The 24,100-nt window shown below is 72.9% G+C and carries 26 protein-coding genes; 15 read left to right on the forward strand and 11 right to left on the reverse strand.

Translation table 11 applies throughout. From position 1 onward, the window contains the following. Window positions 1-9: 9 nt before the first annotated feature. Entirely contained in the window at window positions 10-1,074 is a 1,065-nt protein-coding gene (locus ACIF6F_RS04710) for an ATP-dependent DNA ligase (protein WP_399941202.1), read from the reverse strand. 74 nt (window positions 1,075-1,148) lie between these two features. Here ACIF6F_RS04710 and ligD point away from each other — a divergent pair, with 74 nt between their 5' ends. Continuing rightward, window positions 1,149-2,177, forward strand: coding sequence for a non-homologous end-joining DNA ligase (gene ligD, locus ACIF6F_RS04715; protein WP_399941205.1), 1,029 nt, complete (start codon window positions 1,149-1,151; stop codon window positions 2,175-2,177). Here ligD and ACIF6F_RS04720 read toward each other — a convergent pair. Then, window positions 2,172-2,558 carry a DUF6193 family natural product biosynthesis protein gene (locus ACIF6F_RS04720; protein WP_399941207.1) on the reverse strand — a complete coding sequence of 129 codons (387 nt, stop codon included), beginning with the start codon at window positions 2,556-2,558 and terminating at the stop codon, window positions 2,172-2,174. The genes ligD and ACIF6F_RS04720 overlap by 6 nt on opposite strands. A gap of 164 nt (window positions 2,559-2,722) precedes the next feature. On the opposite strand from ACIF6F_RS04720, the gene ACIF6F_RS04725 reads away from it, so the two are divergent. Then, window positions 2,723-3,586, forward strand: a complete 864-nt coding sequence (locus ACIF6F_RS04725) for an alpha/beta hydrolase (protein ID WP_399941209.1) — start codon at window positions 2,723-2,725, stop codon at window positions 3,584-3,586. A 42-nt stretch (window positions 3,587-3,628) separates the two neighbouring features. On the opposite strand, the gene ACIF6F_RS04730 is transcribed toward ACIF6F_RS04725, so the two are convergent. Next, window positions 3,629-4,279: a TetR/AcrR family transcriptional regulator gene (locus tag ACIF6F_RS04730; protein WP_399941212.1), complete on the reverse strand. Its 651-nt coding sequence runs from the start codon at window positions 4,277-4,279 to the stop codon at window positions 3,629-3,631. 193 nt (window positions 4,280-4,472) lie between these two features. On the opposite strand from ACIF6F_RS04730, the gene ACIF6F_RS04735 reads away from it, so the two are divergent. Further along, a complete protein-coding gene (locus ACIF6F_RS04735; RefSeq protein WP_399941213.1) occupies window positions 4,473-5,261 on the forward strand; it encodes a VOC family protein in 789 nt (262 codons plus the stop codon). Between the two features lie 123 nt (window positions 5,262-5,384). Beyond that, complete coding sequence (locus ACIF6F_RS04740; protein ID WP_399941216.1) at window positions 5,385-5,633, forward strand: WhiB family transcriptional regulator; 249 nt, start codon at window positions 5,385-5,387, stop codon at window positions 5,631-5,633. Window positions 5,634-5,679: 46 nt separating this feature from the next. On the opposite strand, the gene ACIF6F_RS04745 is transcribed toward ACIF6F_RS04740, so the two are convergent. The 4 genes from ACIF6F_RS04745 to ACIF6F_RS04760 all read right to left on the reverse strand — a co-directional run bounded on the left by ACIF6F_RS04745 (window position 5,680) and on the right by ACIF6F_RS04760 (window position 8,780). After that, window positions 5,680-6,654, reverse strand: a complete 975-nt coding sequence (locus ACIF6F_RS04745) for an acyl-ACP desaturase (protein WP_399941219.1) — start codon at window positions 6,652-6,654, stop codon at window positions 5,680-5,682. A gap of 116 nt (window positions 6,655-6,770) precedes the next feature. Beyond that, on the reverse strand, window positions 6,771-7,547 hold the full coding sequence (gene ddaH, locus ACIF6F_RS04750; RefSeq protein ID WP_399941222.1) for a dimethylargininase: 777 nt from the start codon (window positions 7,545-7,547) through the stop codon (window positions 6,771-6,773). A gap of 105 nt (window positions 7,548-7,652) precedes the next feature. Further along, entirely contained in the window at window positions 7,653-7,850 is a 198-nt protein-coding gene (locus tag ACIF6F_RS04755) for a hypothetical protein (RefSeq protein WP_399941223.1), read from the reverse strand. A gap of 78 nt (window positions 7,851-7,928) precedes the next feature. Further along, the gene (locus ACIF6F_RS04760) at window positions 7,929-8,780 is read right to left on the reverse strand and encodes a helix-turn-helix domain-containing protein (RefSeq protein WP_399941226.1); all 852 of its coding nucleotides are present in this window, start codon (window positions 8,778-8,780) and stop codon (window positions 7,929-7,931) included. A gap of 274 nt (window positions 8,781-9,054) precedes the next feature. Here ACIF6F_RS04760 and ACIF6F_RS04765 point away from each other — a divergent pair, with 274 nt between their 5' ends. Beyond that, window positions 9,055-9,456, forward strand: a complete 402-nt coding sequence (locus ACIF6F_RS04765; RefSeq protein WP_399941229.1) for an ATP-binding protein — start codon at window positions 9,055-9,057, stop codon at window positions 9,454-9,456. 16 nt (window positions 9,457-9,472) lie between these two features. On the opposite strand, the gene ACIF6F_RS04770 is transcribed toward ACIF6F_RS04765, so the two are convergent. Beyond that, the gene (locus tag ACIF6F_RS04770; RefSeq protein ID WP_399941231.1) at window positions 9,473-9,889 is read right to left on the reverse strand and encodes an SsgA family sporulation/cell division regulator; all 417 of its coding nucleotides are present in this window, start codon (window positions 9,887-9,889) and stop codon (window positions 9,473-9,475) included. A gap of 226 nt (window positions 9,890-10,115) precedes the next feature. Here ACIF6F_RS04770 and ACIF6F_RS04775 point away from each other — a divergent pair, with 226 nt between their 5' ends. Beyond that, window positions 10,116-11,198, forward strand: coding sequence for a WD40/YVTN/BNR-like repeat-containing protein (locus ACIF6F_RS04775; RefSeq protein ID WP_399941233.1), 1,083 nt, complete (start codon window positions 10,116-10,118; stop codon window positions 11,196-11,198). A gap of 60 nt (window positions 11,199-11,258) precedes the next feature. Here the strand turns inward: ACIF6F_RS04775 and ACIF6F_RS04780 are convergent, their stop codons facing one another. Beyond that, window positions 11,259-11,558: a YciI family protein gene (locus ACIF6F_RS04780; RefSeq protein ID WP_399941234.1), complete on the reverse strand. Its 300-nt coding sequence runs from the start codon at window positions 11,556-11,558 to the stop codon at window positions 11,259-11,261. A 25-nt stretch (window positions 11,559-11,583) separates the two neighbouring features. On the opposite strand from ACIF6F_RS04780, the gene ACIF6F_RS04785 reads away from it, so the two are divergent. Then, complete coding sequence (locus tag ACIF6F_RS04785; RefSeq protein WP_399941237.1) at window positions 11,584-12,270, forward strand: endonuclease V; 687 nt, start codon at window positions 11,584-11,586, stop codon at window positions 12,268-12,270. 99 nt (window positions 12,271-12,369) lie between these two features. Further along, window positions 12,370-12,516, forward strand: coding sequence for a morphogenic membrane protein MmpA (gene mmpA, locus ACIF6F_RS04790; protein ID WP_399941239.1), 147 nt, complete (start codon window positions 12,370-12,372; stop codon window positions 12,514-12,516). Window positions 12,517-12,584: 68 nt separating this feature from the next. Here the strand turns inward: mmpA and ACIF6F_RS04795 are convergent, their stop codons facing one another. Beyond that, complete coding sequence (locus ACIF6F_RS04795; RefSeq protein ID WP_399941242.1) at window positions 12,585-13,784, reverse strand: saccharopine dehydrogenase family protein; 1,200 nt, start codon at window positions 13,782-13,784, stop codon at window positions 12,585-12,587. Between the two features lie 78 nt (window positions 13,785-13,862). Between ACIF6F_RS04795 and ACIF6F_RS04800 the strand changes: the two genes are divergently transcribed. From ACIF6F_RS04800 to ACIF6F_RS04825, 6 genes are all read left to right on the forward strand, one after another. Then, complete coding sequence (locus ACIF6F_RS04800; protein WP_399941245.1) at window positions 13,863-14,243, forward strand: MmcQ/YjbR family DNA-binding protein; 381 nt, start codon at window positions 13,863-13,865, stop codon at window positions 14,241-14,243. A gap of 217 nt (window positions 14,244-14,460) precedes the next feature. Further along, window positions 14,461-15,621, forward strand: a complete 1,161-nt coding sequence (locus ACIF6F_RS04805) for a CaiB/BaiF CoA transferase family protein (RefSeq protein WP_399941248.1) — start codon at window positions 14,461-14,463, stop codon at window positions 15,619-15,621. Window positions 15,622-15,625: 4 nt separating this feature from the next. Next, window positions 15,626-16,651, forward strand: a complete 1,026-nt coding sequence (locus tag ACIF6F_RS04810; RefSeq protein WP_399941251.1) for an LLM class F420-dependent oxidoreductase — start codon at window positions 15,626-15,628, stop codon at window positions 16,649-16,651. A gap of 9 nt (window positions 16,652-16,660) precedes the next feature. Beyond that, window positions 16,661-17,803, forward strand: coding sequence for an acyl-CoA dehydrogenase family protein (locus tag ACIF6F_RS04815; protein ID WP_399941253.1), 1,143 nt, complete (start codon window positions 16,661-16,663; stop codon window positions 17,801-17,803). 123 nt (window positions 17,804-17,926) lie between these two features. After that, the gene (locus ACIF6F_RS04820) at window positions 17,927-19,141 is read left to right on the forward strand and encodes an acetyl-CoA C-acetyltransferase (RefSeq protein ID WP_399941256.1); all 1,215 of its coding nucleotides are present in this window, start codon (window positions 17,927-17,929) and stop codon (window positions 19,139-19,141) included. 51 nt (window positions 19,142-19,192) lie between these two features. Further along, complete coding sequence (locus ACIF6F_RS04825; RefSeq protein ID WP_399941258.1) at window positions 19,193-21,361, forward strand: 3-hydroxyacyl-CoA dehydrogenase NAD-binding domain-containing protein; 2,169 nt, start codon at window positions 19,193-19,195, stop codon at window positions 21,359-21,361. A gap of 21 nt (window positions 21,362-21,382) precedes the next feature. On the opposite strand, the gene ACIF6F_RS04830 is transcribed toward ACIF6F_RS04825, so the two are convergent. Beyond that, window positions 21,383-22,117 carry a MerR family transcriptional regulator gene (locus ACIF6F_RS04830; RefSeq protein WP_399941261.1) on the reverse strand — a complete coding sequence of 245 codons (735 nt, stop codon included), beginning with the start codon at window positions 22,115-22,117 and terminating at the stop codon, window positions 21,383-21,385. An 84-nt stretch (window positions 22,118-22,201) separates the two neighbouring features. On the opposite strand from ACIF6F_RS04830, the gene ACIF6F_RS04835 reads away from it, so the two are divergent. Beyond that, on the forward strand, window positions 22,202-24,019 hold the full coding sequence (locus ACIF6F_RS04835) for an AMP-dependent synthetase/ligase (protein ID WP_399941262.1): 1,818 nt from the start codon (window positions 22,202-22,204) through the stop codon (window positions 24,017-24,019). Window positions 24,020-24,100 lie beyond the last annotated feature (81 nt).

A 24,100-nucleotide genomic window follows, 5' to 3' on the forward strand; every position in this document is an offset into this window, starting at 1 on the left:
GCGGCGGGGTCAGCCGGTGCCGAGCACCTCGGCCAGGTCGTAGCGGACCACTTCCTCCAGCTGGGCGTACGTACAGCCGTCCGGCGTACGGTCGGGCCGCCAGCGGCGGAACTGCGTGGTGTGCCGGAACCGGTCGCCCTCCATGTGGTCGTATGCGACCTCCACCACCCGCTCGGGCCGCAGCGGCACCCAGGCGAGGTCCTTCTTGCCGGACCAGCGGCTCGGGGCACCGGGCAGCCGGGCGCCCTCGTGCGCGGTCTCGTCGGACCAGGCGGCCCAGGGGTGGCCCGAGGCGTCGTCGATCCGCAGGGGCTCCAGCTCCTCGACGAGCTCGGCGCGCCGCTTCATCGGGAAGGCGGCGCAGACGCCGACGTGCTGGAGGGCGCCCCGGTCGTCGTACAGGCCGAGGAGCAGGGAACCGACGACGGGGCCGCTCTTGTGGAAGCGGTAGCCGGCGACCACGACGTCGGCGGTCCGCTCGTGCTTGATCTTGTACATGACCCGGGCGTCGGGCCTGTAGGGCAGGTCGAGGGGCTTGGCGACGACGCCGTCGAGGCCTGCGCCCTCGAAGCGGTCGAACCAGTCCCGTGCCAGCTCGGCGTCGGTGGTGGCGGGAGCGAGGTGGACCGGGGGCCGGGCGGGGGACAGGGCCTCGGTGAGCCGGGCGCGGCGGTCGGCGAGCGGCGCGGGCGTCAGGTCCTCGTTGCCGAGGGCGAGCAGGTCGAAGGCGACGAAGCTGGCGGGGGTGCGCTCGGCGAGCAATGTCACACGTGACGTGGCGGGATGGATGCGCTCGGTGAGCCGGTCGAAGTCCAGCCGGCCGTCGTGGACGACCACGATCTCGCCGTCGACCACGCAGCGGTCGGGCAGGTTGGCCTTCAGGGCCGCCGCCAGCTCGGGGAAGTACCGGGTGAGGGGCTTGCCGGTGCGGCTGCCGAGCTCGATCTCCTCGCCGTCGCGGAACACGATGGCCCGGAAGCCGTCCCACTTGGCCTCGTACTGCATGTCCGCCGGGATCCTGGCCACGGACTTGGCGAGCATCGGCTTCACGGGCGGCATCACCGGCAGGTCCATGGGTCGATTCTGCGCCGGGGCCGCGCGGGCCGCCCGGTGTGCGGGGCCCGCCGGGCGCGCTTACCGTGGCGGGCATGGGATCTGCGGTGGAGCTGGACGCGGGCGGACGCACGGTCCGGCTGTCCAATCCGGACAAGGTGTACTTCCCGGAGCGCGGGCTGACGAAGCTCGACGTGGCCAACTACTACCTCGCCGTGGGGGACGGGATCCTGCGCGCCCTGCGCAACCGGCCGACCACCCTGGAGCGCTACCCCGACGGGGTGGAAGGCGAGTCCTTCTTCCAGAAGCGGGCCCCGAAGAACCTGCCCGACTGGATCCCGACCGCGCACATCTCCTTCCCCAGCGGACGGACGGCGGACGAGATCTGCCCGACCGAGGTGGCGGCCGTGCTGTGGGCGGCGCAGCTGGGCTGCATCACCTTCCACCCGTGGCCGGTGCGCCGGGACGACACCGACCGGCCGGACGAGCTGCGCATCGACCTGGACCCGCAGCCGGGCACGGACTACGGCGACGCGGTGGAGGCCGCGCACGAGCTGCGGGACGTGCTCGACGGGCTCGGGCTGCGCGGGTGGCCGAAGACCTCGGGCGGCCGCGGGCTGCACGTGTTCGTGCCGATCGCGCCGCGGTGGACGTTCACCGAGGTCAGACGGTGCGCGATCGCGATCGGACGGGAGCTGGAGGAGCGGATGCCGGGCCGGGTGACCACGGCCTGGTGGAAGGAGGAGCGCGGCGAGCGGATCTTCGTGGACTACAACCAGACGGCGCGGGACCGCACGATCGCCTGCGCGTACTCGGTCCGCCCGCGCCCGCACGCCCCGGTCTCCGCGCCGCTGCGCTGGGACGAGGTCGGCAGTGCCGAGCCGCGCGACTTCGACATCGTGACGATGCCGGCCCGGTACGCCGAACTGGGCGACGTCCACGCGGACATGGACGACCACGCCTTCACGCTCGACGCGGCCCTGGAGCTGGCGGAGCGCCACGAACACGACCACGGCCTGGGCGACATGCCGTACCCGCCGGACTACCCGAAGATGCCGGGAGAGCCCAAGCGCGTCCAGCCCAGCCGCGCCAGACACGACGACCCTCCCGGCCAGGATTCATGACGCGGGCCCCAGCCCCTCGGGCAGGTTGGCGGTGACCAGGCGGACGGCCTCGTCGGCACTGGCGGCGTAGCCGATCACCCGGGAGCTGCGGGCCTCGCACACGCGGAACCGCCCGTCGGGCAGGGGGTCGACGGCGGGCGCCTGAACGTCGTACGGGAAGGTCGTGGAGGTGCTGAGGCGCAGGGTGTGGTCGGAGGTGAACGGGAAGAGTTCCCGCAGCCTCGGTTCCGCACGGGCCGCCTCCAGCAGGGCGACGATGTCGGGGAACGGACTCCCCGGCGCGCGGACCTCGTGATCGTCGCGCTGGCGCTGCCAGGTCAGGATCAACTGCTGCCATCTCGCCTCGACCGCGCGGGGCGGCATGGATGCGTTCGAATTCACCGTCGGAGTCTGCCGTCCCGCCGGCCTTTGCGGAAGGTGTGCGTCCACAACGATCGAACTTCGTGTGACCGGACAAACACGGGATCAAAACAACACGAACGATCGTGCTAATATCTTCGCATCCGCCGTCCTGAGCGAGATCCGGAGAAACGGGCATGCAACCCATGGCTTCACTGCTCGGCGCCGCCCTCGGGGCCGGCTCGTACGTCGCGCCGGCCCTCACCGGGCGGGCCGCGTTCCACCTGTTCGTCCGCCCCGCCGGGCGCAGCACCGCGCGGCCCGACGAGGCCGCCCTGATGCGCGAGGCCGTCGTCGGGCAGATCGAGGTCGACGGCCATCCCGTCACCACCTACCGCTGGGGGACCGGTGGCCGGCCCGTGCTGCTGGTGCACGGATGGTCCTCCCGGGCCGCCAAGTTCGCCGGGTTCGTACGAGCCCTCCGCGAGGGCGGCCACACCGTCGTCGCCTTCGACGCCCCCGGCCACGGCGCCTCCGCCGGCCGCGCCGCGAACATCCGCCAGATGCGCGACGCCATCCGGCAACTACAGGAGCAGAACGGCGAGTTCACGGCCGTCGTCGCCCACTCCTTCGGTGTCCTCGCGACCTTCTTCGCGCTCCGCGGCGGCGTGCGCGCCGACCGCGTCGTCGCACTCGGCGGGGTCGCCGACTTCGACTACCTGCTGGAGCAGTTCTCGGCCCGGCTGGGCCTCGGCACCCGGGTGCAGCGCGCCCTGCGCGCCCACGTCGAGGAGAAGATCTTCCCGGGCGAGCCCGGCATCTGGGACCGGCTCGCCGCCACTCACCGGCCCGACGAGACCGGCGTACGCGTCCTGCTCCTGCACGACGCCGACGACGAGGTCGCGGCCCCCGCCCAGGCGCGGGCCATCGCCGCCGCGTACGGCGACCGCGCCCGGCTCGTCGAGACCCGCGGCCTCGGCCACCGCCGCATCCTGCACGACCCCCGGGTGATCGCGAGCGCCGTCGAGTTCGCCGTCACCGACGAGAGCCTCCCGTCGGCCGTCGCCTGACCGGCGCGCCACGGGGCCGCGGACGGTGCCGGCGGAGTGGAATCAGGCGGTGCCGAACAGGGGCGGCCGCTCCGGGAGTTCCTCCGGGGCGGCCGCCGCCGCGCGCAGCCGGGACAGGATGCCGCGCGCGGCCCGCCCGTACGCCGACGGGTCGTCGTGCAGCACCGACTCGGCGTTCGCCATCTCCATCAACGCGATGATTTCGAAAGCGAGTTGGGGTACGTCGAGGTCCGCGTCGAACCCGCCGGCCAGGCGCGCCCGGTCCAGGGTCCCCTCCACGTACCGCCGCCAGTCCCCACGCGTCTTCGCGATCTCGTCGTGCACGGCGCCGGGGCGGGCGTCGAACTCGGCCGAGACGGAGTGGAAGAAGCAGCCGCCGGGGAACACCCGCCGGTCCGAGTACTCCAGCCACAGCTCGCAGAGCCGCCACGCGCGCCGGACGCCCTGCGGCTCGTCCCGCAGCGGCCGGATGACCTGGTCGGTGAACAGCTCCACCGCCGCGCGGACGGTCGCGAGCTGGAGGTCCTCCTTCGAGCCGAAGAGAGCGAACACGCCGCTCTTGCTCAGGCCCAGCTCGGTGGCCAGCTTGCCCAGGGAGAGCCCCTCCAGGCCGTCCACGGAGGCCGTGCGCATGGTCCGGTCGAGGACGAGCCTGCGCGTCTGGTTTCCGCGTTCCACGCGACCGTCAGTCATGCCCCCAGCTTACTGAACGCACGGTCGTGCGGTCTGTGGCCCCGGGGGCCTGGAGGAAGCGGCCGCAGCCCCGGGCCGACGCGCGAGGGAACCCGAACCCGGCGGATTGTCGGTGCCGGGTGCCATGCTCGGAGGTGTCGGAGTCCTGCGGTGAGTCCGGGGTGCCCGGAGAAGCGGCGGCAAGGAGGCCACGATGCTGACCACGAACCACGTCGACGGCGCGCCGAACTGGGTCGACCTGGGCACTCCCGACGTCGCCGGTGCGGAGACCTTCTACGCGGCCCTCTTCGGCTGGACCTTCGAGGCGGCCGGCGAGGACGTCGGCGGATACGGCACCTTCCGCCTCGGCGGCAGTGCCGTCGCGGGCGGGACGGCCGTCGGCGACGAGCAGGGCCCGCCGGCCTGGACCGTCTACTTCCGGAGCCCGGACGCCGACGCGACCGCGCAGGCCGTGCGCCAGGGCGGCGGCCGGGTCCTCGTCGAGCCGGCGGACGTCCCGGACCGGGGCAGGACGGCGGTCTTCGCGGACCCCGCGGGAGCCGCCTTCGGCATCTGGCAGCCGCGCGCCGGCCGGGGCCTGGACGCCGTGACGGACGTGGGCACCCTCTGCTGGACCGAGCTGTACACGTCCGACCCGGCCGCGGCGGCCGACTTCTACCGCGGGGTCCTCGGCTGGGACGTCTCGGAGGTGCCCTTCGGCGGCGGCGCGTACTCGGTCGTCAAGCCCCCCGGCACCCCGGACGAGCACGCCTTCGGGGGACTGGTGCCGCTCGGGTCCGATCCCGTGGACGACGTGCCGTACTGGACGCCCTACTTCGAGGTCCCCGACTGCGACGTGACCGCCGCCCGCGCGGAGGAGCTGGGCGGCAAGGTCCGGCTGACACCGGAGTTCATGGAGGGGGTGGGCCGGTTCGCCAAGCTCGCTGACCCCGCCGGTGCCCGCTTCGCCGTCATCGCCAGCGCCCCGCCCCCGGGAGGGTGACCGCCCGCGGGGCGGCGGAGGGCCCGGCGCGGGTGGCGGTGGCAGCGCGGGCGGAAGACGCGGGGCGGCCGCGTTGAACGGTCGTTGATCAGCCGTTTATCGGCCCCCGGCACGATGCCGTTCATGCCGATCACCAAGACTCTCTCGCCGCTGGACTGGACGACCGACGCGCTCTGCGCCCAGACGGGCCCCGCCTTCTTCTTCCCGGAGCCGGGTACGTCGGTGCGCGACGCGAAGCGGCTGTGCGGGGCCTGCACGGGGCGCGCGGCCTGCCTGGAGTACGCCCTGGCCAACGACGAGCGCTTCGGCGTGTGGGGCGGGCTCTCCGAGCAGGAGCGCCTCGCCCTCCGCCGCAGCCGCTCACAGGCCTGACCATCCGGCCCGGTCCGGACGCCGGGCCCGGCGGCCCGGAAGGTGCCTACGCCTTGCCGCGCGCGGCCATCCGCGCCGCGCGCGCGGCCAGGCGCTCGTCGAACTTCTTGGCCTCGGCGTCCAGGCCGTTCATGAACAGCCCGAGCTCGTCCTGCGCCTGCTGCCCGGCGGGGCCGAGACCGGCGATCTCCATGACCTTGAGGAAGCGGAGCACCGGCGCCAGGACGTCGTCGTGGTGGATCCGCAGGTTGTAGACGCCGCCGATGGCCATCTGCGCGGCCATGCGCTCGAAGCCGGGCATGCCGTGTCCGGGCATCCGGAAGTTGACGACCACGTCCCGCACCGCCTGCATGGTCAGGTCCGGGGCCAGCTCGAAGGCCGCGGAGAGCAGGTTGCGGTAGAAGATCATGTGCAGGTTCTCGTCCTGCGCGATGCGCGCCAGCATCCGGTCGCAGACCGGGTCGCCGGACTGGTGGCCCGTGTTGCGGTGCGAGATGCGGGTGGCCAGCTCCTGGAAGGACACGTACGCCACGGAGTGCAGCATCGAGTGGCGGTTGTCGGACTCGAAGCCCTCCGACATGTGCTGCATGCGGAACGCCTCGAGCTTGTCCGGGTCCACGGCCCGCGAGGCCAGCAGGTAGTCACGCATCACGATGCCGTGGCGGCCCTCCTCGGCCGTCCAGCGGTGCACCCAGGTGCCCCAGGCGCCGTTGCGGCCGAAGAGGGTCGCGATCTCGTGGTGGTAGCTGGGGAGGTTGTCCTCGGTCAGCAGGTTGACGACGAGCGCGATCTTGCCGATCTCCGTGACCTTGGACTGCTCCGGGTCCCACGCCTCGCCGTCCTCGAAGAAGGCCGGGAAGTTCCGCCCGTCGCCCCACGGCACGTACTCGTGGGGCATCCAGTCCTTCGTGACCTTCAGGTGGCGGTTGAGCTCCTTCTCGACCACCTCTTCCAGCGCGTACAGCAGCTTGGCGTCCGTCCACGCCGCAGAGCTGCCGAGGTGGGGAGAGGTAATGGTCACGGGTACTCCAGGGGGCAGGCCGAATACTTACGGCTTCGTAGGTTACGAAACCGTAGGTTAAAGCCGCCGTGAGGGGTCGCCAACCCCCACCTATTGAATTGTCCGGTTACGCTGCGTTATGAGTAGAGGTCGCGCAGGCGAACAGAGAGACAAGTCACGCAGCCTTCGAGCTTCTCGAACTCGCTGATGTCCACCTGAACCGGTTCATATCCAAGGTCCGCGAACAGCTCCGCGCTCCTTGGTGCGCTCGCCGCCATCAGCAGTTTCCGGCCACCGAGCAGCACCACGTGAGACCCCGCCTCCTCAGGTACCGGAAGGAACCGGCCGAACGCGCTCGGCGTATCGACCAGCGGCGGGTGGCCGACAACCGTCCCGTCGGGCAGCGCGGTGACCGCCGACTTCAGGTGCAGCACCTTCGTCACCGGTACCGCCACCACGCGCGCGCCGACCGGCTCGAAGGCCGCGCGCAGCTGCCGTACGCCCTCCGCGTTGGTCCGGCCGCCCCGGCCGACGTACACGGTGTCACCGATCTTCAGTACGTCGCCGCCGTCGAGGGTGCCGGGCTCCCTGATCCGGTTCACCGAGCAGCCCAGGCGCGCGACCGCCTCCTCCACGGCCGCGGTCTCCGGGCGGCGGGAGTCGGCGCCGGGCCGCGTGACGAGGGCGACGTTGCGGAACATCACCACCGCGTCCTCGACGAACACCGCGTCCGGGCAGTCGTCCGCCGGGTCGACCTCCACCGTCTCCCAGCCGTGGGCGCGCAGGGCGTCGGCGTACGCGCCCCACTGCTCCAGGGCGAGGCCGGCGTCGACCGGCTCCCGCTCGATGTGGGTCACGAGCCCCTCGGTGAGGCGGGGTCCTGGGCGGCGGATGAGTGCTTTGCGGCTGGGCACCGTACGTGGCTCCTGGGTCCGGGAGTGGGCGGGGCGCCCATCATCGCCCGCACCGCCCGCCGCCGTCAGCCCTCTTGATCGGTTCGGCGCGCCGCCCCGGCCGCATCAGGCCAGCAGGTGGTCCGCCGCGCCCGCCTTCACCGCGAAGATCAGGGTGCGGAGCGCCTCGATCGAGTCGGTGACGTACTCGCCGGTCGCGGTCGTGCCGATGTACGCCCGGCCGGACGCGTCCCGTCCGAAGCGGAAGCAGTTGGCGCCCTCGCTGCAGAAGGCCTCGTCCCAGGCGATGTTGCTCGTGGTCATGTCGTCTCTCCTCAGGCGTGCGATCGCGGATCGGCTCGGTGCGCGCGGGTGCCGCCCCGTCCGGGGCACCCGCGGCCGTCACAGGTCCTGTGCGAGTGCGTGGATGAAGTCGGCGGAGGCCCGCTCGGGCAGCGCGAGCCCGCGCAGCCGGTCCAGCAGGCCCCGGTAGCGCCGCAGTTTCATGTCCGAGTCCAGGAGCATCGAGCCGTGCGAGGTGTCGAGCTGCACGGTGTCCAGCTGGGCGATCGTGGCGGCGGCGTACGTGAAGGACTGCCCCGCGCCCGGGAAGCCGCCCGCGGTGAAGGGGATGACGCGGACCGTGGTGTGGTCGCTCCCGGACTGCTCCAGGATGTGTTCGAGCTGGGCCCGTGCCACCTTCGGCCCGCCGAACTGCATGCGCAGCGCGGCCTCGTGGATCACGGCCTCGTACCGCGGGGGCCGGTCCCGCTCGAATATCCGGCGGCGGCTCATCCGCAGTTCGAGCCGCGCCCCCAGGTCCGCCTCGGGCAGCGGGGGGTCGGCGGTGTCGAAGACGGCCCTGGCGTGCTCCTCGGTCTGCAGCAGCCCGGGTATGTGGGTGGTCACCGCGGTGTGCAACTCGGCTGCGTGGTGTTCGAGTTCGGCGATGTCGAGCAGTCCCGGGGGCAGCATCCCGCGGTGGCGTTCCCACCAGCCCTTGTCGCGCTCCCGTGCCATCGCGGCCAGCAGGTCGACCAGGGTCGTGTCGGGGCAGTCGTAGTTGAAGGCGAGGGTGCGGACACGCTCGGCGGTGATGCCGATCCGGCCGGATTCGATGTTCGGGATCCGCGTCCGGTCGACCCCGAGGAGCGCGGCGGCCTGCTGGACCGTCATGCCCGACTGTTCGCGGAGTTTGCGCAGCTCACTGCCCAGTCGCTGCTGCCGTGCTGTCGGGGTGCTCCTGGGCGGCACGATTCCCCCTCCTGTGCCGGGACGGGCGTGCGGGGCCCGGACCGGTTTCCGAAATGCCATGAGAAAACACCACGTGGTCACACAAGTAGTAGCACCGTGCACCCCGTTGCGCTACGGTCGGTAGTGCAAGTCTCACACGGGGCGACCCTGGCCATGCAATGACCACGCACCACGCACCATGCACCTCAGAACTGGGAGCAGCACGATGACGGGCACCCTCCGTGGCCTGCGGTCGACCCATGAGTCCGGGCCTTCCGGGTCGGGTACACCGGGTGTGGAGAAGCTGAGTTACTCCATAGGCCTGCCGGGTGGCGCGTACTGCGCGGGCAGCGCGCGGTCGGCCGTACGGTCCCTGCTCACCCGGCACGGACTGGCCGACCTGTGCGACACGGCGGCGCTGGCCGCGTCCGAACTGGTCGCGGGCGCCTACCGGTTCACCCCGGACCAGGAACTGGTGCTGAAGATCCGCTGGCAGTTCGGGGCGCTGCGGATCGTGGTGTACGACCAGCACCCCGCCCACGCCTCGCCGGCCGAGAGCGAGGAGTGCCGGCGCCGGCGCAGCCGGGGGATGTGGCTGCTGGCCGCGGTGGTGGAAGCCTGCGGCGGGGACTGGGGGCTGACGCCGGTGATGACTCCGATGGGCGGCACCAAGTCCTGGGCCTTACTGCCGCGTTGACCTGACAGCCGGAGCCTCACGGCACGTCGCGCAGCAGCTCCGCGAGGCTCCGGTCCATGTCCAGGTGGAGGTGTTCGAGGCCCAGGGGTACGACCGCGGCGGCGCGGTCCAGGAACTGGCGCAGCTCGTCCGTGCCGATGAGGACGATGGCGATGCCCTCGGGGGCGTGGAACTCGACCACCGTCCGGCCGGCGTCGTACGGGCGGACGCGCACGTCACCGAGACCGGTGGCCTGCTCGACGCCGGCCTCCAGCAGCTCCCGTGCGAAGGTCCACGAGACCTCGATGCCCTCCAGCGTCGCGGGAGCGGGGAAGGCCATGCGGACGGCGAACGGGTCGGAGCGGTCGTAGCAGAGCGTGACGGGCACGGTCTCCACCTTGGGTGCGGTGGCGACCAGGCGGGCCTGTACGGCTTGCTCGATGACGGTGATCAAGGCCTGCTCCCTTGTGGCGGATCAGTGGCGGAACGATGGGTCGGTCCGGCACAGGGGTAGACGCTGGAACCGGCCATTCCGTGCATGCGCGGGGTGCGTGAGCTACGTCACCGCGCACGGCCTGCGGTGCTGTGTGATCGCACGGTGTGATCGAACGGGGAGGCGCCCTGGACGGAGATCACCGGGTGCGTTAGCTTCCGGCGCCATGAGACTACTGGGACTTGGCATGTCTGCGGCAGCCTTGGCCGCGGCCGTATCCGTCACCGTGTTACCCGCTTCGGCCGCCCCCGCGCCGGAAGGGCGTGCGACCGCCGCCGCGCCGGGCGCGGGCGCGCGCCCCGGCTGGGCGCTCAAGGCCACCGGCACCGAGGCCCGCTTCCGGGGGCTGGCCGCGGTCAGCCGTACCACCGCCTGGCTCGCCGGCTCGAAGGGCACCGTGCTGCGCACCGCCGACGGCGGGCGCACCTGGCGGGACGTGTCCCCGCCGGGGGCCGCGGCGGAGGCCCTGGAGTTCCGTGACGTCGAGGCCTTCGACGGCCGGCGCGCGGTGGTGCTGGCCATCGGCGAGGGCGAGGCCTCCCGCGTACTGCGCACCGAGGACGGCGGCGCGACCTGGACGGAGACCTTCCGCAACACCGACGCACGGGCCTTCTACGACTGCCTGACCTTCTTCGACCCCCGGCACGGCCTCGCGATGAGCGACCCCGTGGACGGGAGGTTCCGCATCCTCTCCACCGCCGACGGCGGCCGCAGCTGGCGGGTGCTGCCGGACACCGGCATGCCCGTGGCGCTGCCCGGCGAGGCGGGATTCGCGGCCAGCGGCCAGTGCCTGGTGAGTGCCGGGCCGAAGGACGCGTGGCTGGCCACCGGCGGCGGCGCGCAGGCGCGCGTGCTGCACTCCCGCGACCGGGGCCTGAACTGGGAGGTCGCCGCGACCACCATCCCGGCGGGCGAGGGGGCGAAGGGCGTCTTCGCGCTCGCCTTCCGCGACCGCGGGCAGGGCCTGGCGGTGGGCGGCGACTACCGCAAGGACCAGGCCTCGCCGCTGGCCTCGGCGGTCACGGGGGACGGCGGGCGCAGCTGGCGGGCCTCCGCCGTGCCACCGGCCGCCTACCGGTCGGGGGTCGCCTGGCTGCCGTACACGCGTGCCGCCGCCCTCGCCGTGGGGCCGACCGGCACCGACATCACCCACGACGCGGGCCGCACCTGGCAGCCGCTGGACACCGGCTCCTTCGACACCGTGGACTGCTCGCGGTCCGGGGCCTGCTGGGCGGCGGGCGAGAAGGGCCGCGCCGCCCGCCTGGAGTAGCGGGCGCCGGGCCGCCGCCGTACGGGGGCGGCCCGGCCGGCGGCCGCCGTGCCGCGGGGTCTACGAGGGAAGGGTCTCGCGGACGGCGGCCAGGGACGGGGCGGTCTTCGTGGCGACGAACTCGGTGATGCGGTACGCGCACACACCCGCCAGCACGAAGGGGTCCCCGGCCGCGATGGCCTCCGCCTCCGCACGGGAGACGCCGGTGGCCAGGATCACTCCGCCGTCGCGCGGGACCTTGCGGCCGGAGGCGAGGAAGACGCCCTTCGCGTAGTGGGTGTCGAGCCACGCGAGGTGTGCATCCATCTCCCTTTCGACGGCTTCGAGCGGGGCGGTGTAGGTCAACTCCATGACGAACATGGTCGGAAGACTACGCTCGGACCCCATGACGAGCGTGAGGACCCCCGTGGACGAGGCCGAGGCCCGGGCGATTCAGGACGAACTGCGCGCCCGCGTGGTGCTGGACGAGACCGGGCCCGTGCCCGGCGCCGGGCTGGTCGCCGGCGTGGACGTGGCCTACGACGACGAGCGGGACCTGGTGGCCGCGGCCGCGGTGGTCCTGGACGCCCGCACGCTGGAGGTGGTCGAGGAGGCCACTGCAGTGGGACATGTGACATTTCCCTACGTCCCGGGGCTCCTCGCCTTCCGCGAACTGCCCACCGTCCTGGCCGCGCTCGACGCCCTCTCCGCCACCCCCGGCCTCGTCGTGTGCGACGGCTACGGCCTGGCCCATCCGCGCCGCTTCGGCCTGGCCTGCCACCTCGGCGTGGTCACCGGCCTGCCGACGATGGGCGTCGCGAAGAACCCGTTCACCTTCACCTACGAGGAGCCGGGCGACCGGCGCGGCGACGGCTCGCCCCTGTGCGCGGCCGACGGTGCGGAGGTGGGCCGGGCCCTGCGCACCCGCGACGGGGTGAAGCCGGTCTTCGTCTCCGTCGGCCACCGGATCACCCTGGACACGGCCTGCGCCCACGCCCTGGCCCTCAGCCCCCGCTACCGCCTCCCGGAGACCACCCGCCACGCGGACTCCCTCTGCCGCCGGGTGCTGGCCGGCCTCGCCCCCACGGCCTGACCGCCCGGCCCGTCCGTGCCGGCACCCGGGCCCGGCTGAGTAGCCGGCTGAGTACCCGTACGGATGCCGGGGTCCGGCAGGCCGCGCGAGGCTGGGGGCATGACGACACGACACCGTGCACCGAAGCCCGAGGCGCTGCCCGCCGTCGAACGGACCGTGCTGGCCGGGCTGGTCGTGGCCGGACTCGCCGGTGCGGGCTGGCTCGGCTCGATGATCTGCACCCTGGTCAGTTGGTCCACCGGATGACCAGGGTGCCGCCCCGCCGGGGAGACGCCTGACCCCGGCGAGGGGGCGCGCCTCCCCGTACGGCCGGCTCAGCGCCTCGCGACCACCCGGAAGCGGATGCCCGCCGCCGTGAGCCGGGACGTGAGCGCGTCGCCCATCGCCACAGCCGTGGTCAACTGTCCGGCCCGTGCCGGGAGTTCGTCGTACGCCAGACACAGCGCCGACTCCGCCAGCATCTTCGCGGTCTCCCCGTACCCGGGATCGCCGCCCGACACCTCCGTGAACACCCGGCGCCCGCCGCCCTCACCGACGAACCGCACCGTGAACCAACTGCGCGCACGCCGCTCCGCGTCCGGACCGCGACCGGGCTCCCAACGCCCCATCAGCCAGCGCCGGGCGGCCGGTACTTGGGCCAGCGCCACGGTAGCGCCCAGCGCCGCCGTACCGCCCAGCGCCACCGGCAGCCACTTGACCGACGCGTAGTGCCGGTACCGGAAGTCCGGCCCGTACCGGTCGAGTACGGCGGCCGACCGCGCCACGATCCGCGGGTCCAGCGTGGGCAGCGGCAGCGCCCAGGTGCCGGTCTCCCGGCTCAGCCGCGGCGCGCCCAGCGGTGCCCGGGCCCGCCGCCCCAGCAGCCGCGGCTCGTGCAGTCGCCGCTCCCGCGCGGCGCGCAGGGTCTCGGGCCCGCGCCCCATCGCCGTCAGCGCGGAGGCCAGCGTGCCGCCCGAGAACAGCGCGTTGGAGCGGACGTACCCGTCCACCGTCAGCGGCACGCCCTCGGGCAGCTGCCGCACGGTGAAGTACGCGCCGAGGTCGTGCGGCACCGAGTCGAAGCCGCAGGCGTGCACGATCCGGGCGCCCGTCTCGCGCGCCCGCGCGTCGTGCTCCACGAACATGCGGTCCACGAACTCCGGCTCGCCCGTGAGGTCGCAGTAGTCGGTGCCGGTGTCCGCGCAGGCGGCGACGAGCCCCTCGCCGTACCAGACGTACGGGCCGACGGTCGTGGCCAGCACCCGGGTGGACGCAGCCAGCTCGCGCAGCGCGGCCGGGTCGCCCGCGTCCGCCACGACCACCGGCAGCTCCGCGCACTCCGGCCGGAGCTCGGCCAGCCGTTCCCGCAGCCGCTCCAGCCTGGCCCGGTCCCGGCCCGCGACGGCCCACCGGCAGTCCGCCGGGGCGTGCGCGGCGAGGTACTCGGCGGTGAGGGCGCCCACGAACCCGGTGGCCCCGAAGAGCACCACGTCGTAGGCGCGGTTCGCCCGCTCGGGCCCGTCCTGTCTGTTCATCCCCGCTCCTCCCGGCTGGTGTCGGTGGCGAAGGCTAGCGTGAGCCGGAACCGGCCGTGCGATCAGGGAGGTCCGCCGATGCGGAACGCGGTGCGCAAGTGGGAGAAAGTGCGGGCATTCGCCCTCTCGCTGCCCGAGGCGGTGGAGGAGTTCCCCTGGGGGCCGGAGGACTGCGTGGTCAAGGTGAACAAGAAGATCTTCGTGTTCCTCGGCAACACCGACGGCCCCTCCGACCCCGGCCTGTCGGTCAAGCTCAAGGACGAGGCGCTGCACGGCCACGCCATGACCGCCCCCGGCGCCGAGCCCACGGGCTACGGCCTGGGCCGGGCCGGCTGGGTGTCCCTCCCGCTGGGGGAGGGGTCGCCGGCGCCCGAGGTGCTCTGCGAGTGGGTCGAGGAGAGCTACCGCACCGTGGCGCTCAAGCGGCACGTCAGGGAACTGGACGAGCGGCGCGCGTAGCGGAGGCGTACCCGGCCGGCCCCGGCGCCCCGCATCCGCACCGGCCCCGGCGCCCCGCATCCGCACCGGCCCCGGCGCCCCGCATCCGCACCGGCCGCCGCCCCGGACGAATTCGGCTAAGCGCTTGCTCGCCCGGGGGTTGTGCTGAGTGGAACACGTTCCTAGCATCGCTGGTGTTACATCAGTTGTGTCACATACCTGAGTACCTGGGGGCTCGATGGCGGTGGCAGGGCACGAGGCGGGGAACGCGACAGGGAACGGCCCGCTCGCGGGGGTACGCGTCGTCGAGCTGGCGGGCATCGGCCCCGGCCCGTTCGCCGCCATGCTCCTGGCCGACCTCGGCGCGGACGTGGTGCGCGTGGACCGCCCCGGTGGCGGGGGCCTGGCGATCAACCCCGCGTACGACGTCACCAACCGCAACAAGCGCTCCGTGGTGATCGACCTCAAGGCCGAGGACGGCCCCGCCGCCGTGCTCGGCCTCGTCGAGCGTGCCGACGTCCTCATCGAGGGCTTCCGCCCCGGCGTCGCCGAACGCCTCGGCGTCGGCCCCGACGCGTGCCACGCGCGCAACCCGCGCCTCGTCTACGGCCGGATGACCGGCTGGGGCCAGGACGGCCCCCTCGCCCAGCGCGCCGGCCACGACATCGCGTACATCGCGGTCACCGGCGCCCTCGGCATGATCGGCAACCCGGACGAGCCGCCCGCCGTCCCCGCCAACCTGGTCGGCGACTACGCCGGCGGCTCCCTCTACCTGGTCGTGGGCCTGCTCGCCGCCCTCCACCACGCCCGGGCCACCGGCACCGGCCAGGTCGTCGACGCGGCCATCGTGGACGGCACCTCCCACCTCACCGCGATGATCCACGGCATGGTCGCGGCCGGCGGCTGGCAGGACCGGCGCGGCGCGAACCTGCTCGACGGCGGCTGCCCCTTCTACGGCACGTACGAGACCGCGGACGGCGGGTTCATGGCCGTCGGCGCGCTGGAGCAGCAGTTCTACGACGAGTTCACCGCGCTCCTCGGGATCGCGGACGAGGCCCCCGCCCGCAAGGACCTGGCCCGCTGGGGCGAGCTGCGCGAGGCCGTCGCCGCCCGCTTCCGCACCCGCACCCGGGCGGAGTGGACGGAGGTCTTCCAGGACAGCGACGCCTGCGTCGCCCCCGTGCTCTCACTGCGCGAGGCCCCGCACCACCCCCACCTCGCCGCCCGCGGCACCTTCACGGAGTTCGGCGGCATCACCCAGCCCGCGCCCGCGCCCCGGTTCTCGGCCACCCCCGGCACCGTGCACAGCGGCCCCGCCATGCCCGGCGCCCACACGGCCGAGGTCGCCCGCGACTGGGACCTCCCGGACCTGGCCGCCGCCGTCACGAAGGAAGCCTGAGGCCATGGAACTCTCCATGCTGCTGGACTACGCCGGCGACCCGCGCCGCGCCGCGGACGAGGCCGCGGCCCTGGAGTCGGCCGGACTGGACGCCGTCTGGGTCGCCGAGGCCTGGGGCTTCGACTCCCCGACGATCATGGGCTACCTCGCCGCCCGCACCGAGCGGATGAAGATCGGCTCGGCCATCGTCAACGTCTACTCCCGCACCCCCGCCCTCATCGCCCAGACCGCCGCCGGCCTCGACGCCCTCTCCGGCGGCCGGGCCATGCTGGGCCTGGGCGCCTCCGGCCCCCAGGTCGTCGAGGGCTGGCACGGCAAGCCGTACGACCGCCCGCTCGGCCGCACCCGCGAGACCGTCGAGCTGTGCCGCCGCATCTGGCGCCGCGAGACCATCGACCACCACGGCATCACCGACATGCCCCTGCCGCCCGAGAAGGGCGGCCGCCACGGCAAGCCGCTGAAGATCCTCACCCGGCCGGTCCGCCCTGACATCCCCGTCTACGTCGCCTCGCTGGGCCCCGCCAACGTCCGCCTCACCGCCGAGGTCGCCGACGGCTGGCTGCCCACGCTCTTCATCCCCGAGAAGGCCCGCCGGGTCTGGGGCACCGCCCTGGACGAGGGCGCCGCCCGGCGCGACCCCGCCCTCGGGCCGCTCCGGACCGTGGCCGGCGGCCTGCTCGCCATCGGCGAGGACGCGGCCCGCGCCCGGGACCTCGCCCGCCCCCAGATCGCGCTGTACGTGGGCGGCATGGGCGCGCCGGGCAAGAACTTCTACAACGACCTCGCCGTGGCCTACGGCTACGAGGAGGAGGCCCGCCGCATCCAGGAGCTGTACCTCTCCGGCCGCAAGCGCGACGCGGCCGCCGCCGTGCCGGACGAGTTCTGCGAGCTGATGACCCTGTGCGGGCCCGAGGGGTACGTACGCGAGCGCATCGAGGCCTTCCGCGAGGCGGGGGTCACCATGCTCAACGTCACGCCCGTGGGCCCCGAACCCGCGCGGCTCGTCGAAACCGTCAAGAACTGGCTCTAGGGGGAGCGGATGCAGCGACAGATCTACACCGAGGACCACGAGGCCTTCCGCGAGACGGTCCGCACCTTCCTCACCAAGGAGGTGCTGCCGCACTACGACCAGTGGGAGAAGGACGGCATCGTCTCCCGCGAGGCGTGGCTGGCCGCCGGCCGCCAGGGCCTGCTCGGCCTCGCCGTGCCCGAGGAGTACGGGGGCGGCGGCAACCCCGACTTCCGCTACGCCGCCGTCCTGGCCGAGGAGTTCACCCGGGCCGGCGCGGCCGGACTCGCGATCGGCCTGCACAACGACATCATCGGCCCCTACCTGACCTCCCTCGCCACCGAGGAGCAGAAGCGCCGCTGGCTGCCCGGCTTCTGCAGCGGCGAGACGATCACCGCCATCGCCATGACCGAGCCCGGCGCCGGCTCCGACCTCCAGGGCATCAGGACCACCGCGGAGGACGGGGGCGACCACTGGCTGCTCAACGGCTCCAAGACCTTCATCTCCAACGGCATCCTGTCCGACCTGGTGATCGTGGTCGCCCGCACCACCCCCGAGGGCGGCGCGCACGGCCTGTCCCTGCTGGTCGTCGAGCGCGGCACGCCCGGCTTCGAGCGCGGCCGCAACCTCGACAAGATCGGCCAGAAGTCCCAGGACACCGCCGAGCTGTTCTTCAACGACGTACGCGTCCCCAAGGACAACCTGCTCGGTGAGCTCAACGGCGCCTTCGTGCACCTGATGACCAACCTCCCGCAGGAGCGGATGACCATCGCCATGGCCGCGATCGCCGCGGCCGAGCACCTGGTGGAGATCACCACGGCGTACGTCAAGGAGCGCGAGGCCTTCGGCCGGCCGCTCGCCAGGCTCCAGCACATCCGCTTCGAGATCGCCGAGATGGCCACCGAGTGCGCCGTCACCCGCGCCTTCCTCGACCGCTGCATCACCGAGCACGCGGCCGGCACCCTCGACGCCACCCACGCCTCCATGGCCAAGTGGTGGGCCACCGAACTCCAGAAGCGCGTGGCCGACCGCTGCCTCCAGCTCCACGGCGGCTACGGCTACATGACCGAGTACCGGGTGGCCCGCGCCTTCACCGACAGCCGCATCCAGACCATCTACGGCGGGACGACCGAGATCATGAAGGAGATCATCGGCCGCTCCCTGCTGGGCTGACCAGCCCCGCCGCGTCCCTCCGTACCCCGTCGGCGGCAGGACTTCCGTCCGGCCGCAGGACCCCCTCCCGCACCCGCAGGACACCTCCCGCACCCCGCAGGACCCTCAGGAAAGGCTTGACCAGTGAGCAGCGAAGCTTACGTGTACGACGCGATCCGCACCCCGCGCGGGCGCGGGAAGGCCAACGGCGCCCTGCACGGCACCAAGCCCATCGACCTGGTCGTGGGCCTCATCGACGCCCTGCGCGAGCGCAACCCCGGGCTCGACCCGGGCACCATCGACGACATCGTGCTCGGCGTCGTCGGTCCGGTCGGCGACCAGGGCTCCGACATCGCGCGGATCGCCGCCATCGCGGCCGGCCTGCCCGACAGCGTCGCCGGCGTCCAGGAGAACCGCTTCTGCGCCTCCGGCCTGGAGGCCGTCAACATGGCGGCCGCCAAGGTCCGCTCCGGCTGGGAGGACCTGGTCCTCGCGGGCGGCGTCGAGTCGATGTCCCGCGTGCCGATGGCCTCGGACGGCGGCGCCTGGTTCGCCGACCCGATGACCAACTTCAACGTCAACTTCGTGCCCCAGGGCATCGGCGCCGACCTGATCGCCACCCTGGAGGGCTTCAGCCGCCGCGACGTCGACGAGTACGCCGCCCTCTCGCAGGAGCGCGCCGCCGCCGCCTGGAAGGAGGGCCGCTTCGCCAAGTCCGTCGTCCCGGTCCTCGACCGCAACGGCCTGACCGTCCTCGACCACGACGAGTTCATGCGCCCCGGCACCACCGCCGACTCCCTCGCGAAGCTCAAGCCGTCCTTCGCGGACATCGGCGAGCTCGGCGGCTTCGACGCCGTCGCCCTGCAGAAGTACCACTGGGTCGAGAAGATCGACCACGTGCACCACGCCGGCAACTCCTCCGGCATCGTCGACGGCGCGTCCCTCGTCGCCATCGGCTCCCGCGAGGCCGGCGAGCGCAACGGCCTGGCCCCGCGCGCCCGCATCGTCTCCGCCGCCGTCTCCGGCTCCGAGCCGACCATCATGCTCACCGGCCCGGCCCCGGCCACCCGCAAGGCCCTCGCCAAGGCCGGCCTGACCATCGACGACATCGACCTGATCGAGATCAACGAGGCCTTCGCCGGCGTCGTGCTGCGCTTCGTCAAGGACATGGGCACCACCCTGGACAAGGTCAACGTCAACGGCGGCGCCATCGCGCTGGGCCACCCGCTGGGCGCCACCGGCGCGATGATCCTCGGCACCCTCGTCGACGAGCTGGAGCGCCAGGACAAGCGCTACGGCCTCGCCACCCTCTGCGTCGGCGGCGGCATGGGCATCGCCACCATCGTCGAACGCCTCTGAACCCGTCCTGTATCCCGCCCACGGCACGCCACCCACACGGAAGTTGAGAACATGAGCGAGTCCACCACGATCCGCTGGGAACAGGACGAGACCGGCGTCGTCACCCTGGTCCTCGACGACCCGAACCAGTCCGCCAACACGATGAACCAGGCCTTCAAGGACTCCATCGCGGCCGTCGCCGACCGCGCCGAGGCCGAGAAGGACTCCATCCGCGGCATCATCTACACCTCCGCGAAGAAGACCTTCTTCGCCGGCGGCGACCTCAAGGACATGATCCGGCTGCGCCCCGAGCACGCGCAGCTCGCCTTCGACACCGGCACCGAGATCAAGGCCTCCCTGCGACGCATCGAGACCCTCGGCGTGCCCGTGGTCGCGGCGATCAACGGCACCGCCCTCGGCGGCGGTTACGAGATCTGCCTGGCCTCCCACCACCGGGTGGCCCTGGACGCCCCCGGCACCAAGATCGGCCTCCCCGAGGTCACCCTCGGCCTCCTCCCGGCCGGCGGCGGCGTCACCCGTACCGTGCGCCTCATGGGCATCGCCGACGCCCTCCTCAAGGTGCTGCTCCAGGGCACCCAGTACAACCCGCAGCGCGCGCTGGAGAACGGCCTGGTCCACGAACTGGCCGCGACCCCCGAGGAGATGCTGGCCAAGGCCCGCGCCTTCATCGACGCCAACCCGGAGTCGAAGCAGCCCTGGGACGTCCCCGGCTACAAGATCCCGGGCGGCACGCCGTCCAACCCGCGGTTCGCAGCCAACCTCCCGGCCTTCCCGGCCAGCCTGAAGAAGCAGCTCAACGGCGCCCCGTACCCGGCCCCGCGCAACATCCTGGCCTGCGCCGTCGAGGGCTCCCAGGTGGACTTCGAGACCGCCCTGACGATCGAGGCCCGCTACTTCACCGAGCTGGTCACCGGCCAGACGGCGAAGAACATGATCCAGGCCTTCTTCTTCGACCTCCAGGCCGTCAACTCCGGCCAGTCCCGCCCCAAGGGCGTCGAGCCCCGCAAGGTCGCCAAGGTCGCCGTCCTCGGCGCCGGCATGATGGGCGCGGGCATCGCGTACTCCTGCGCCCGGGCCGGCATCGACGTGGTCCTCAAGGACGTCACCGCCGAGGCCGCCGCCAAGGGCAAGGCGTACTCCGGGAAGCTCCTCGACAAGGCCCTCTCGCGCGGCCGCACCACCGAGGCCAAGCGCGCCGAGCTGCTGGCCCGCATCACCCCGACCGCGGACCCGGCCGACCTCGCCGGCTGCGACGCCGTCATCGAGGCCGTCTTCGAGGACACCACGCTCAAGCACAAGGTGTTCCAGGAGGTCCAGGACGTCGTCGCCCCCGACGCGCTGCTCTGCTCCAACACCTCGACGCTGCCCATCACCTCCCTCGCCGAGGGCGTCTCCCGCCCGGCGGACTTCATCGGCCTGCACTTCTTCTCGCCCGTCGACAAGATGCCGCTCGTCGAGATCATCAAGGGCGGGGCGACCGGCGACGAGGCGCTGGCCCGCGCCTTCGACCTGGTCCGCCAGATCAACAAGACCCCGATCGTGGTGAACGACTCGCGCGGCTTCTTCACCTCCCGCGTGATCGGCCAGTTCATCAACGAGGGCGTCGCCATGCTCGGCGAGGGCGTCGAGCCGGCCTCCATCGAGCAGGCCGCCGGCCAGGCCGGCTACCCGGCCAAGGTGCTCTCCCTGATGGACGAGCTGACCCTCACCCTCCCGCGCAAGATCCGCAACGAGACCCGCAAGGCCTTCGAGGCCGAGGGCCGCACCTGGACCGCGCACCCCGCCGACCAGGTCATCGACCGCATGGTGGACGAGTTCGAGCGCCCCGGCCGCAGCGGCGGGGCCGGCTTCTACGAGTACGCCGACGGCAAGCGCACCCGGCTGTGGCCGGGCCTGCGGGAGCACTTCACCCAGGCCGGGTACGAGATCCCGTTCGAGGACATGAAGGAGCGGATGCTCTTCTCGGAGGCGCTCGACACCGTCCGCTGCATCGAGGAGGGCGTGCTGACCTCCGTGGCGGACGCCAACATCGGCTCGATCATGGGCATCGGCTTCCCGGCCTGGACCGGCGGCGCGATCCAGTACATCAACGGCTACGAGGGCGGCCTGCCCGGCTTCGTCGCGCGCGCCCGCGAGCTGGCCGAGCGCTACGGCGACCGGTTCACGCCGCCCGCCCTGCTGGTCGAGAAGGCCGAGCGCGGCGAGGTGTTCGCGGACTAGCGCCCGGACGGGCGGCGTTCGTCAGGAGTCCTCCGGCTCCGGGACGAACGCCGCCCGCAGCTCCTCCTTCAGCGACCGCTGGAACGCGGTCACCAGCGCCTGCACCACCATCGGCTGCATGTGCGCCGACAGCGACTTCATCGCCTCCACCCGGTCCGGGTCGTCCTCGCCCTCCGTGAAGGGCCCCCACACCTCGTCCCGGAACAGCCGGGTCAGCTCGTGCGCCGCCGACCGGGTGTGCTCCAGCAGCACCTGCCGGGCGGCCAGGATCGTCTCGTGCGAGATCGGCACGTCGAGCAGCGCCACCCCGAGCCGCAGCAGCCCCAGGTCCACGCGGTAGCCCTCGCCCGCGGCCGACAGCACGTTCATCGCCGCCAGCCGCCGCACGTCGGCGTCCGCCAGGGACCGCCCCGCCCGCCGCTCCAGCTCCTCCCGCGAGATCTGCTCCGCCGAGTCCGGCGCCCACGTGGCCACCAGCGCCCGGTGGATCGCCAGGTCGTGCGCGCTCAGGTCGTCCGGCAGCGCGTCCAGGTACCGCTCGATCGCCGACAGGGTCATGCCCTGGAGCTGCAACTCCTCGATCAGCGCCAGCCGGTACAGGTGCTCGGGCCCGTAGTGGCCCACCCGACGGGGTCCGATCACGGGAGGGGGCAAAAGACCGCGCGTGCTGTAGAAACGTACGGTGCGGACGGTGACGCCCGCCCGGGCCGCCAGCTCGTCGACGGTGAGCGTGGACTCCGGCGCCTGGGTGTTCATCGTCTCCGCCTCGCTCTCTGCTCCACAGCTTGGGTTCAACAGTATTGCTGTCGCACCAACGATGTGAAACGGCCAGGAGCTGCCATGACCACGAATCTGCGACTGCCCGCCGACCCGCACGCGCTGACCATCCCCGCCCTCCTCGCCCGCAACGCCGAGGAACTCGGCGACCTCCCCGCCCTTTCCTGGCGGGACGGCCCCGACTGGACGACCCTCAGCTGGGCCGACGTACGCCGCAAGGTGGCGGTGCTCGCCTCCGGCTACGCCGCGCTCGGCGTCGCCCGCGGCGAACACGTCCTGATCATGATGGGCAACCGGCCCGAGCACTGGCTCACCGACCTGGCCCTCGTCCACCTCGGGGCCGTGCCCGTCACCGTGTACGGCACCTCCGCCCCCGAGCAGGTCGCGCACATCGCCCGCCACAGCCGGGCCCGCCTCGCCCTCGTCGAGGGCGCCCGCGAACTAGGCCGCTGGGAGCCCCTCCTGGCCGACCCAAACACCCCCCTGGAGCGGCTGGTCGTCGCCGAGCCGGCCGAGGCCGCCGGCCACACCACGTACGGCGCCGTCCACGCCGCGGGCGCCCGCACCCACCGCGCCGAAGCCTTCGAGAAGGGCTGGCGGGACATCCTCCCCGAGGACCCGCTCACCGTCGTCTACACCTCGGGCACCACCGGCGACCCCAAGGGCGTCCGCCTCACCCACCGCAACATCGCCCTCCAGTCCGTCCGCCTGGACCGGATGACCGAACTCCCCGAGCACGCCGAGCACATCTGCTACCTCCCCTTCGCCCACATCGCCGAGCGCATCCTCGGCATCTACCTGCCGCTGCTCCGCGCCGCCCACGTACGGCTCTGCGCCGACCCCACCGCCGTCGCCGCGGCCGTCCGGGAACTCCACCCCGTGCAGTTCTTCGGCGTCCCCCGGGTCTGGGAGAAGCTCGCCGCGTCCGTGCGCGCCGCCCTCGCCCAACTGCCCGAGGACCGGCGGGCCGTCATCGAGGCCGCCACCGAGCTGGGCCGCGCCCACGCCGGGCACCGCGAGCGCGGCGAGGAGGTGCCGGCCGAGCTGGCCGCCGCGTACGAGAAGGCCAGGAGAGAGGTCCTCGTCCCGCTGCTCTCCCTGGCCGGCATGGACCGCCTGGTCTGGACGGCCAGCGCCACCGCGCCCATGCCGCTGGACGTGGTGCGCTTCTGGGCCGGCTTCGGCATCACGATCATGGACGCGTGGGGGCTCACCGAGACCTCCGGCGTCTGCACGGTCAACCGCGTGGACGACTTCCGGCTCGGCTCGGTGGGCCGCCCCATCGAGGGCCTGGAACTGCGGATCGCGGAGGACGGGGAGATCCTTACCCGCGCCGAGACCGTCTTCGGCGGCTACCTCCGGCCGGACGGCTCGCTGGAGAGCGCCTGCGACGCCGACGGATGGTTCCCCACCGGGGACGTCGGCCGCATCGACGGGGACGGCTTCCTCTGGATCACCGACCGCAAGAAGGAACTCATCATCACCTCCAACGGCAAGAACGTCTCGCCCGCGCTGGTGGAGAACACCCTCAAGGAACACCCCCTGATCGGCCAGGCGTACGCCCACGGCGACGGCCGCTCCTACCTCGTCGCGCTGCTCGTCCTCGACCCCGACCTCGCCCCGGCCTGGGCCGCCGCCCGCGGCATCGAGGCCGACGGGCCCGAGGCACTGGCCGCCCACCCCGCCATACGCGAGGAGGTCGACCGGGCCGTCGAGGCGGCCAACGCCCGGCTCAACCGCACCGAGCAGATCAAGCGCCACCGCCTCCTCACCCGCGAATGGGGCCCCGACACCGGCGAGCTCACCCCCTCGCTGAAGCTCCGCCGGCGCGTGGTGCGCGAGAAGTACGCGCAGGCCATCGACGCCCTGTACGAGGACTGACCGCCCTCCGGCACCACGGCACTGCGCCCTGGCGAGGAACCCGCCGGGGCGCAGTGGCCCGACCCGCTCGGCGACGACCGG

The sequence above is a fragment of the Streptomyces sp. NPDC086023 genome (assembly GCF_044540325.1).
Taxonomy (GTDB): Bacteria; Actinomycetota; Actinomycetes; order Streptomycetales; family Streptomycetaceae; genus Streptomyces.

Bases quoted from the DNA above. Each gene is read 5' to 3' on its own strand.
- ACIF6F_RS04755 (WP_399941223.1), bottom strand. From the start codon at position 7,850: ATGACCACGAGCAACATCGCCTGGGACGAGGCCTTCTGCAGCGAGGGC.
- ACIF6F_RS04835 (WP_399941262.1), top strand. From the start codon at position 22,202: ATGACCACGAATCTGCGACTGCCCGCCGACCCGCACGCGCTGACCATC.
- ACIF6F_RS04805 (WP_399941248.1), top strand. From the start codon at position 14,461: ATGGCGGTGGCAGGGCACGAGGCGGGGAACGCGACAGGGAACGGCCCG.
- ACIF6F_RS04810 (WP_399941251.1), top strand. From the start codon at position 15,626: ATGGAACTCTCCATGCTGCTGGACTACGCCGGCGACCCGCGCCGCGCC.
- ligD (WP_399941205.1), top strand. From the start codon at position 1,149: ATGGGATCTGCGGTGGAGCTGGACGCGGGCGGACGCACGGTCCGGCTG.
- ACIF6F_RS04830 (WP_399941261.1), bottom strand. From the start codon at position 22,117: ATGAACACCCAGGCGCCGGAGTCCACGCTCACCGTCGACGAGCTGGCG.
- ACIF6F_RS04710 (WP_399941202.1), bottom strand. From the start codon at position 1,074: ATGGACCTGCCGGTGATGCCGCCCGTGAAGCCGATGCTCGCCAAGTCC.
- ACIF6F_RS04725 (WP_399941209.1), top strand. From the start codon at position 2,723: ATGGCTTCACTGCTCGGCGCCGCCCTCGGGGCCGGCTCGTACGTCGCG.
- ACIF6F_RS04785 (WP_399941237.1), top strand. From the start codon at position 11,584: ATGACGAGCGTGAGGACCCCCGTGGACGAGGCCGAGGCCCGGGCGATT.
- mmpA (WP_399941239.1), top strand. From the start codon at position 12,370: ATGACGACACGACACCGTGCACCGAAGCCCGAGGCGCTGCCCGCCGTC.
- ACIF6F_RS04735 (WP_399941213.1), top strand. From the start codon at position 4,473: ATGCTGACCACGAACCACGTCGACGGCGCGCCGAACTGGGTCGACCTG.
- ACIF6F_RS04775 (WP_399941233.1), top strand. From the start codon at position 10,116: ATGTCTGCGGCAGCCTTGGCCGCGGCCGTATCCGTCACCGTGTTACCC.
- ACIF6F_RS04795 (WP_399941242.1), bottom strand. From the start codon at position 13,784: ATGAACAGACAGGACGGGCCCGAGCGGGCGAACCGCGCCTACGACGTG.
- ACIF6F_RS04825 (WP_399941258.1), top strand. From the start codon at position 19,193: ATGAGCGAGTCCACCACGATCCGCTGGGAACAGGACGAGACCGGCGTC.
- ACIF6F_RS04780 (WP_399941234.1), bottom strand. From the start codon at position 11,558: ATGTTCGTCATGGAGTTGACCTACACCGCCCCGCTCGAAGCCGTCGAA.
- ACIF6F_RS04815 (WP_399941253.1), top strand. From the start codon at position 16,661: ATGCAGCGACAGATCTACACCGAGGACCACGAGGCCTTCCGCGAGACG.
- ACIF6F_RS04740 (WP_399941216.1), top strand. From the start codon at position 5,385: ATGCCGATCACCAAGACTCTCTCGCCGCTGGACTGGACGACCGACGCG.
- ACIF6F_RS04800 (WP_399941245.1), top strand. From the start codon at position 13,863: ATGCGGAACGCGGTGCGCAAGTGGGAGAAAGTGCGGGCATTCGCCCTC.
- ACIF6F_RS04730 (WP_399941212.1), bottom strand. From the start codon at position 4,279: ATGACTGACGGTCGCGTGGAACGCGGAAACCAGACGCGCAGGCTCGTC.